The sequence below is a fragment of the Methanoregula sp. genome, from assembly GCF_003170075.1.
Taxonomy (GTDB): Archaea; Halobacteriota; Methanomicrobia; order Methanomicrobiales; family Methanospirillaceae; genus Methanoregula.
On sequence record NZ_PMZU01000003.1, the window covers coordinates 1 to 7,810 of the forward strand.

At 46.5% G+C, this 7,810-nt stretch carries 5 protein-coding genes; 2 read left to right on the forward strand and 3 right to left on the reverse strand.

Annotation, left to right across the window (positions count from 1 at the left end):
- Nucleotides 1–799: S-4TM family putative pore-forming effector (locus QZN75_RS00200; RefSeq protein ID WP_292423183.1), on the forward strand; the 799-nt coding region annotated here is incomplete at its 5' end.
- Nucleotides 800–867: 68 nt separating this feature from the next.
- On the opposite strand, the gene QZN75_RS00205 is transcribed toward QZN75_RS00200, so the two are convergent.
- The 3 genes from QZN75_RS00205 to QZN75_RS00215 are packed head-to-tail and all read right to left on the reverse strand — an operon-like array spanning nt 868 to nt 6,813.
- Nucleotides 868–3,768, reverse strand: coding sequence for a DEAD/DEAH box helicase family protein (locus QZN75_RS00205; RefSeq protein WP_292423184.1), 2,901 nt, complete (start codon nt 3,766–3,768; stop codon nt 868–870).
- A 3-nt stretch (nt 3,769–3,771) separates the two neighbouring features.
- A complete protein-coding gene (locus tag QZN75_RS00210) occupies nt 3,772–4,908 on the reverse strand; it encodes a YhcG family protein (protein WP_292423186.1) in 1,137 nt (378 codons plus the stop codon).
- Between the two features lie 12 nt (nt 4,909–4,920).
- Nucleotides 4,921–6,813: a site-specific DNA-methyltransferase gene (locus QZN75_RS00215; protein WP_292423189.1), complete on the reverse strand. Its 1,893-nt coding sequence runs from the start codon at nt 6,811–6,813 to the stop codon at nt 4,921–4,923.
- Between the two features lie 134 nt (nt 6,814–6,947).
- Here QZN75_RS00215 and QZN75_RS00220 point away from each other — a divergent pair, with 134 nt between their 5' ends.
- Entirely contained in the window at nt 6,948–7,664 is a 717-nt protein-coding gene (locus QZN75_RS00220; RefSeq protein WP_292423192.1) for a hypothetical protein, read from the forward strand.
- The last annotated feature ends 146 nt before the right edge of the window (nt 7,665–7,810 follow it).

Consider the following 7,810-nt stretch of genomic DNA (forward strand, 5'->3'; position numbering starts at 1 on the left):
CAAAACATACCGTCAGATGCGAACAATTTTTTCGGTTATTCTTGCGATTTTTGGACCAATTTTATTTTATTTTTTCACAGATTGTAGACCCACAATCACAATAATCGGCGCTGCATGGGCATTATTATCAGAAATATTTTTGAGACACCTTGAAGCTGAATCAATAAAAAAAGCAGCAACCGTACAAGAACAATTTGATGTTGATTTGTTCGGTTTGCCCTGGAACGAAATATTAGTCGGTAAAAAAGTCACTTCAGAATTAATACATTCTGCAAACAGAAATTTTACCGGCGATCGTGAAACGCTAAAAAACTGGTACGCTGATACAAGTTCCTTCCTGTACCCATTGAGGGTCCTGATTTGCCAGAGATCAAATATTGTTTGGGACTGGCGTTTACGACGTGAGTATGGATATTTTATTTTGCTATGTACTTTTGTGTTACTAGTCGGTGGTATTATTTTCGGAATAGTTTTGAATATTGGCCTTTTTGACTATTTGATTGGTATTTTCATTCCTCAATTTGCAGCAATACATCTCGGTATTGATGTCTCTCGAAATCAAATCGCACTCGCAAGTGAAAAAGAACAGAAAGAAAATGTTGTTAATGATCTTATTGAAAAGGGAATTGAAAAACCGGATTCAATCACTCTAACTCAGTGCCGTGAAATTCAAAATTTTATTTATCATGGTAGAATTTTCGGATCACTTGTGCCTGATTTATACTATGATCGGCTAAAAAAACAATATGAGCTCGATATGCAGGCTGTTGTGGAAAGTTATCGCAAACGGCTTAAATAATTTTTTTTCTGTTCACTCATTATATTTTTACATTTTTCCGAGAAGATGGGGCCATATAAGGACCTATCTTACAACCCAGCATCCTCAATCCCGGTCACTACCCGATAATCAATTCCAATCGCCTCGAAATGCTTCTCACCGCAATCGGTCTTGGCTTTTTCAAGACCACGGAGACCTAGTGCATCTTTCGTGCCCTTCGTCTCCCGAATCATGTAGATAATTTTCCCGTTCTTTTTCAGGATGGCCCAATCCGGATTATACTGTCCCACTGGAGTCGGGACCTTGAACCACGCCGGTAATTTGATAAAATATTTGATGTCTTTTAACGATTCAAGACTCTCGGCAAATTTCTTCTCTGTGATGGAATCGTAGGTGATGTAATCATAAAGTGATTTTTTGGTCGGAACAATACGGTCGTTGATGAATTCCTTCTCATGTTCCTGCGTCCTGAACCGGCTCATTTCGAATGCGATCTCGTTCAACCGTTCGTATTGTATTCCCTCAATGATTATCCGGTTCAGCTCGTCCTGGATACATTTTACCGATGCGTCCATGAATACCTGAGGATTTTTGACAAAATCGTCGAGGCGTCCTGACTTTTTGAGAATTGCGTAGATGGTGTGCCGGGTCAGCTCGACCCTGCTCTGGATGTACGAAAGGATATCTGGGACATGGGTCCTCTGCGTGAAGTACTCCTGATCGGGGGTTCTTACTTCCTGCGCTTTTATCCCGCTCGTTTCGAACGTGATATCGGCGATCCTGGTGGTAATTTTCAGCGGCTCGATCTTCTCCACCTTTTTTATTGCGGCGGAAGTTCGTTTTACAAGGTCGTCGGTATCGTAGTTAACAGAGTAAATTGTCTTCTGGCTGATGGCATTCCAGAACTTTTCGAATTCCGGATCATGCAGTACATCCTCTCTGATTTTACTCTTCTTCGGACTGTACCGGGTGACGTGATTCTCGATCTTATGCCGGTCGATGATCTCAATGATCTGATTGGTTACAGGCCTGAATTTTTCCGGGACAACGAAAGTATGGTTTTCAACCGCCTGGCTGAATGCATCGTTAATTTTCCCGTCGTCTTCGATCCAACCGTTCTCCTGGATGTGAGTCCGGAGTTCTTGTGTTTCTTCCGCTGTGAGGGATCTTTCTTCTCCGGGCTTTCCGATACGAAGTCCCTGGAATGCTTCCACGGGCAGGCGTCCGAAGACAATGCCTTCTTCCTCAAATTCGCTCTGGAGTGCGGCGACAAAGTCCGTATAACTCTCATTCGCTACTACGACGAGATTGTTTATTTCTGCATTGAAGATCCGTTCACCGTCTTTGTTCACCGGCAGCCTCATGCCCCGGCCGATCTCCTGGCGTTTTTTCAGGGAAGAGACGGATTCATTGAGAGTGCAGATTTGGAAGACGTTCGGATTATCCCATCCTTCCCGTAGGGCGGAGTGCGAGAAGATGAATTTCAGGGGGTTCTCCGGGTCAAGCAGTTTTTCCTTGTCCTTCATGATGAGACTGTACGTATCCTCGTCAAGTTTTGAGCGGCCTTCGGTATCTTTGAAGTGCCCTTTGGGGTCCTTCGAGAAATAACCGTTATGAACTCCTTCAGGGGGCAGGATGGTGAGACCGGCGTTCGTATACTCCTTTGCAAGCTCGCAATATGCTTTCTCGAACCATTCGGCGTAGATCCCTTTCAGCAGCCCGGTGTCGGTATATTTCCGGTAATTCTCCACGCGGTCGATGAAGAAGAGCGAGAGTACCTTGATGCCCTTGTCCTTCAACTGCCATTCCTTTTCAAAATGCGTTTTGATAGTTTCTTTAATCTGTTTTTTAACGATATCCTGCCGGGACCCGCCTTGTTCCTGCCCGGGTCTCATTCTGATACCATTGGCAAATTTGATAAATTCCCTGCCGGGCTGGGCGTTGATTTCTGCAACAGTGAACCCGTTTTCGTAGATGGTGTTCTCACCCGATTTCTGGTAGAGATCATCATCTTTTTTAACCGTGATCGATGTGAGTTTCGGGCCGGCAGTGCCCATCTTATAGAATTGGATCTTGGCTTTGAGCGGCGTTTTGTCGAGATGGATTTCTTCAATTCTGATGTAGGATTGCGTGGGATCATTCTCCGCGAGGACGGAGGCAACCGAGATCTTTTTGACGAGATTCATTTGGAATGCCTGGACCGGGCCGAGGTTATAGACGGGGTTGTAGAGATCGCGGTGCGTAGCCGAATACCGGAGCGTGCAGAGCGGGTTTAACGATGCGATAGCTTCCTTTGACTTCCCGCTCTCCATATTCTGGGGTTCATCGAGGATGACGACCGGGTTGGTGGTCTGGATAAATTCAATCGGTCGCCTTCCGCCCATCTGGTCCCGGGTGTCGTGGATGATGTTGTTCTCTTTTTTGTTGAAGGCGTCGATATTGATGATCATGATCTGCAGATCGTTGCCTGCTGCATAGCTCCTGAGCTGGCTGACCCTCTTCGAGTCGTACACAAAATAGGTGAAGGGGACGTTGTTGTATAAATCCCGGAAATGGTCGAGGGTCATCTCGATGGATTTGAGTACGCCTTCGCGTATGGCGATGGACGGGACGACGATGATGAACTTCCTGAACCCATACTTTTTGTTCAACTCGAAGATGGTCCGGAGATAGACATACGTTTTACCGGTCCCGGTCTCCATTTCGACGGTGAAATTCTTTCCTTTGCCGGGGATGTCGTCGGCAGAGAAGATGTCGTTCTTTTTCTGGATTGCTTTTAAGTTTTTACTGAGGGTTATATCGTCAATGACGAGCCGGTTGCCGTACCCGAGTTCGTTCTGGATGAGTACCTGGCCTGAAGATTCGAGGAGAGGATTGAGCGAGACTTCATAGTCGCCGGCGCTCAGCGTCTGGCTCTCAAAGAGTCCGGTTACGGCATCGATTGCATCCCGCTGGTATTGCTGGTGGGGATCGAACCTGAACTTCATCATGAGTTATGTTGCCTCCGGTGTGTCGGGACCGATTTCTGACCATTCAATCAGTTTCTTTTTCAGTTCTTCCTTCGAGGGTAGGTAGAGCTGGTATTGCGGAGCATAGATGTTGGCGTTCTCTGGCAGCGTTAGATTGACGAGAGCGTCGTTCTTTGTCTTGCAGAGGATAATACCGATGGTCGGGTTCTCATCGTCGAGTTTCACCTTACGGTTATAATAATTGACGTACATCTGCATCTGGCCGAGGTTCTCGTGAGTTAATTTTCCGATCTTGAGGTCGATCAGGACATAGCACCTGAGGATACGGTTATAGAAGACGAGGTCCACAAAAAAATTGTCGGCATCAAACGTGAATCGTTTCTGCCGTGCTTCGAAGAGGAAACCTTTGCCGAGTTCCAGGAGAAAGGCTTCCAGTTTGTCGATGATGGCGGATTCGAGATCGCTTTCGGAGTAGTCTGTTTCCTCATTGAGTCCGAGAAATTCAAGAATGTAGGGATCTTTAAGCAGATCTCCGGGTCTCTCGACGATCTGACCTTTTTGGGCGAGAGCCTTGACACCCTTTTTATCCCGGCTGAGTGCGAGGCGTTCGTAGATTCCGGAGTTAAATTGTCGTTTGAGCTCAGAAAGCGACCATTGGTTCTCCTTCGATTCGATCTCATAAAATTTTCTCTCATCCCGGTTGCCGATATTCAGGAGGAAGACGTAGTGCGACCAGCTGAGGGTGAACTGCTTTGTCAATTTAGCAGACACTGTCTGCTGAATTGGTACTTCCGGTTGGACAATGGTCATAGATTTAGCAGACACTGTCTGCTGAATTTGAGGAGGTGAATCATTGTATTCGAGGTAGAAACGACGCATATATCTGAGATTTGTTGATGAAAATCCACGTCCGAATTCTTCCGTCAAACGTTGTGAGATTTCGTCCAGGATCTGCTCCCCATATCCTGCCCGGCGGCTCCCCTTCTGTTCATATTCCACGAGTCGGCGTCCGATCTCGAAGTTGGTGATGACCTGCAGGGTATTAACATTCTGTGCCGCTGCCCGCCGTGCGCTCTGCACCAGGTCCCGGATCTCCTGAACGAGCGGGAGGATGGGTTCAGCGGGTATAGCGGTTTTGGATTTCACCGGTTTTTTTGCCATCATTCACTCCGTTCAAACGGTCCTGAAATCAGTAACGCCGTGCGATTTCATGATCTCCATTGCGTTGGTCCTGAGCTGGTCATTGCCTTTGAATCCTGCGTCAAGGCAGATGGCCCGCGCCGGTTTGATCTCGGCCATCTTCACGATGAGGTCTTTCGTGAGATCGTGTTCGAGACAGATGAGGAGTGCATTGTCGTCAATGGAGAACACTTTTTTGCCGGCGATCTTCTTTTCCGCCACCGGTGTTGTGAGTGCAAAGCCCGATTTAAGGAGGAGTTCGTAAAGAATCTCCTCATCGGTGCTGTGCGGGTCGATATGATCGATGAAGAGTTCGATCTGTTTTTCGACCTTACCATTCGCCGGAACTCTCCCGTCCCAGACGGTAAAGTTCGAGGTGTCGAGGCGGAAGGCACGGAAGCCAAGGTCTGCTACCGTCTCCGGCTCATTCGAGAGATTTTTCTGTTCTGCTGCGTCCTTTCGCGTGTCACCAATTTTCTTGATTACGTGCCGGACTCGTTCCCTTCCGATATCCACGATTGATTTCAATTTTGATTCCGGAATCGGTAACAATTCAGGAAGCTGAACCATTATGAAGGACCGGTTACCACCATCCAATTGATTCTGTGAGAGGACTGCATGAGCTGTCGTGGCGCTGCCTGCGAAAAAATCCAGGATGATCTCGTTCTCGGTCCCGTCCGTCGCAATCTGGAGAATACGTTGTAACAGCCGGGTCGGTTTGACGGTATTCAGAACATTCTCATTTTGTTCAAAGGTTACGAATTCCAGTAACTCTTTTTTCGCTTCTTGAGTATGACCGACGTCCTCGTATTTCCATAATGTTTGCGGAACAAAACCTTGTTTTACTTCTGATAAAAACCGCTTTCCAGCTGGCATATTACTTCCTGTTTGACCCCACCAGATCCTGTTATCTTTATCGAGCTCAAGAAATCGCTCATAAGAAGAACGCCAGTATCTCCCTACACCGGATTTGAATTTTTTTCCGGATGGACTTGTTACTTCATACTGACCTTTACTGTAATAATTTCGTGCGGTTAAATCGCTGGGTTTCCAAGGTCCACGAGGGTCATTATCCGGGTTAATATATCGAGAATTAGCCTCATCACTTCTTGGTAGAGATTCAGGACGCCAGATCTCCGCATTTTTCGAATAAATTATGATGTAGTCATGATCTTCGGAGAAATATTTTGCTGTATTTTTTGGCGAGTAGACTTTTTGCCATATGATCGACGCAATGAAATTTTCCTCCCCGAAAATCTCGTTCATCATCTCGCGAAGATTGTGGACCTCATGGTCGTCAATTGAGACAAAGATGGCGCCATCATCCCTCAGCAGGTTTCGGGCCAGAAAGAGCCGGGGATACATCATATCCAGCCAGTTCGAGTGATACCTCCCCGTTGTCTCGGTGTTTGTCGAGAACTTTTTCCCCTCGGCATTTACCTGACCGGTGTAAGCCAGATAAGTATCAAGCGATTCGGAAAATTTATCGGGGTAGATGAACTCGTTGCCCGTGTTGTACGGAGGATCGATATAGATCATCTTGACCTTGCCATAGTAGGACTTCTGGAGAAGTTTCAGAGTTTCGAGATTGTCGCCTTCGATGAAGAGATTCTCTGTTGTATCCCAATCGACCGACTCTCCCTTGACCGGTTTGAGTGTCCCGATGCTCGGCTCCTGAATGATCCTGAAGCACTCCGCCTTGCCCCGCCACGTCAACCCGAACCGCTCCTTTCCGGTCTCAACATCAGCGCCAAGCGTGAGCTGAAGTCGTTCCCAGTCGATTTTTCCTTCGGTAAATACTTCCGGGAAAAGTTGTCGCAGTTTTTCCTTCTGCTCTTCAGAGATGGATTTGGATTTAAGATCGACCTTCGGGTTTGACACAGGCATGGGACACCTTTCTTAGTGTTATGTGGTGCGGTTTAATTGCTTAAATGATCGGATTTTATTGAACGCATACTTGACCTGCTAACGCAGTTACTTGAATAGTGAACGAATTCAACTAAAAAAGCAAGGTTATTTTTATGGAATGGGTTGTGCAGCTCAGCGGGGATTCAAGCGATCTCGAAGAATTATCAAAAGTATTTACAACGCCGGAATTATGCATCTCGCAAGACAAAGATAATTTCCTGTTGAAATCAGAAGAATTCCGATCGTGTTCCTCCCCAGATGAAGTAAGGAAAATTTCTGCCGACATTTTGACATCGATGAATGCGGGAATCCTGTTATCTTTGGATGCCCGGAAAAAACTCGAAAATGACGGCATTTTACAGATTGACGACGCTGGTCACCGGCACTATTTTCTAGAAGGATCGGCATCAGTTCACATGCGGTGTTCGGCGAGCCTGTCTATACTCCATGCAGACGGGACCGAAGAAGTGTTTCACCCGGCGGATCCAGTTCAGGCATGGATCAAAATTGCCGCCACGGATGCGAAAGTTACGAAAGCGTTCTCGTTTATCAATAACGATTTTAATTCATGGTATGGACTTTACAAAGTGCTCGAAGTCCTGGAAGAAGATCATTTTGGACCCGTCATGAGAGGCGGTAAGTACAAAAAAATGGCGGATGAATTCACAAAAACTGCAAATTCTTTCACGACAACGGGAATTGATGCTCGCCATGCAACGGAAAGAGCTCATCCTATTCCGACGAAACCAATGACTCTGTCCGAGGCAAAATCCTTTTTCAAAATGCTCCTTCAGGAATGGTTGCGGGAAAAGGAGTCGAGATTGTTATAGTGTTTTTTTTTAATTTTCCACGAGCCTCATTTTTTACCCGTCGGAAAATTATTTTGGTCTTCCCTCGTCTCCCTTCATAAAAACCTAAATTCCCCGTCCTACAGAGTACTATTTTAGCCCAAGGGCCCAAGGGCGGGAGCCAGAGA

Coding starts and splice junctions, on each gene's coding strand:
- QZN75_RS00215 (WP_292423189.1), bottom strand. CDS start 6,813: ATGCCTGTGTCAAACCCGAAGGTCGATCTTAAATCCAAATCCATCTCT.
- QZN75_RS00205 (WP_292423184.1), bottom strand. CDS start 3,768: ATGATGAAGTTCAGGTTCGATCCCCACCAGCAATACCAGCGGGATGCA.
- QZN75_RS00220 (WP_292423192.1), top strand. CDS start 6,948: ATGGAATGGGTTGTGCAGCTCAGCGGGGATTCAAGCGATCTCGAAGAA.
- QZN75_RS00210 (WP_292423186.1), bottom strand. CDS start 4,908: ATGGCAAAAAAACCGGTGAAATCCAAAACCGCTATACCCGCTGAACCC.